This window comes from Streptomyces sp. P17, from assembly GCF_032436805.1.
Classification (GTDB): domain Bacteria; phylum Actinomycetota; class Actinomycetes; order Streptomycetales; family Streptomycetaceae; genus Streptomyces.
Genome location: NZ_JAVRBF010001399.1, coordinates 1 through 241, shown reverse-complemented (window position 1 = coordinate 241; position 241 = coordinate 1). Strand labels below are relative to the sequence as shown.

1 protein-coding gene is annotated in these 241 nt (G+C 66.8%); it reads right to left on the bottom strand.

Translation table 11 applies throughout. The features are described 5' to 3' along the window. Window positions 1–241: GGDEF domain-containing protein (locus tag RMT89_RS45125; protein WP_315889548.1), on the bottom strand; the 241-nt coding region annotated here is incomplete at both ends.

Below are 241 nucleotides of genomic sequence, written 5' to 3'. Positions count from 1 at the left end.
CGGGCCGCCACCTCCCGCAGCAGCGCGTCCCCCACCGGATGGCCGAAGCTGTCGTTGGCGGCCTTGAAGTGATCGAGATCGATGGCGTGGATCGCCACCAGGCGATCGCCCCGATCGGCGATCATCCGCGTCAGGTCGCTCGCCAGCGCCGAGCGGTTGAAGAGGCCGGTCATCGGGTCGAGCCGGGCCAGCTGCTCGAATTGCTGCCTGAGCAGGAAGTGGTTGAAGGTGGACTTGAAAC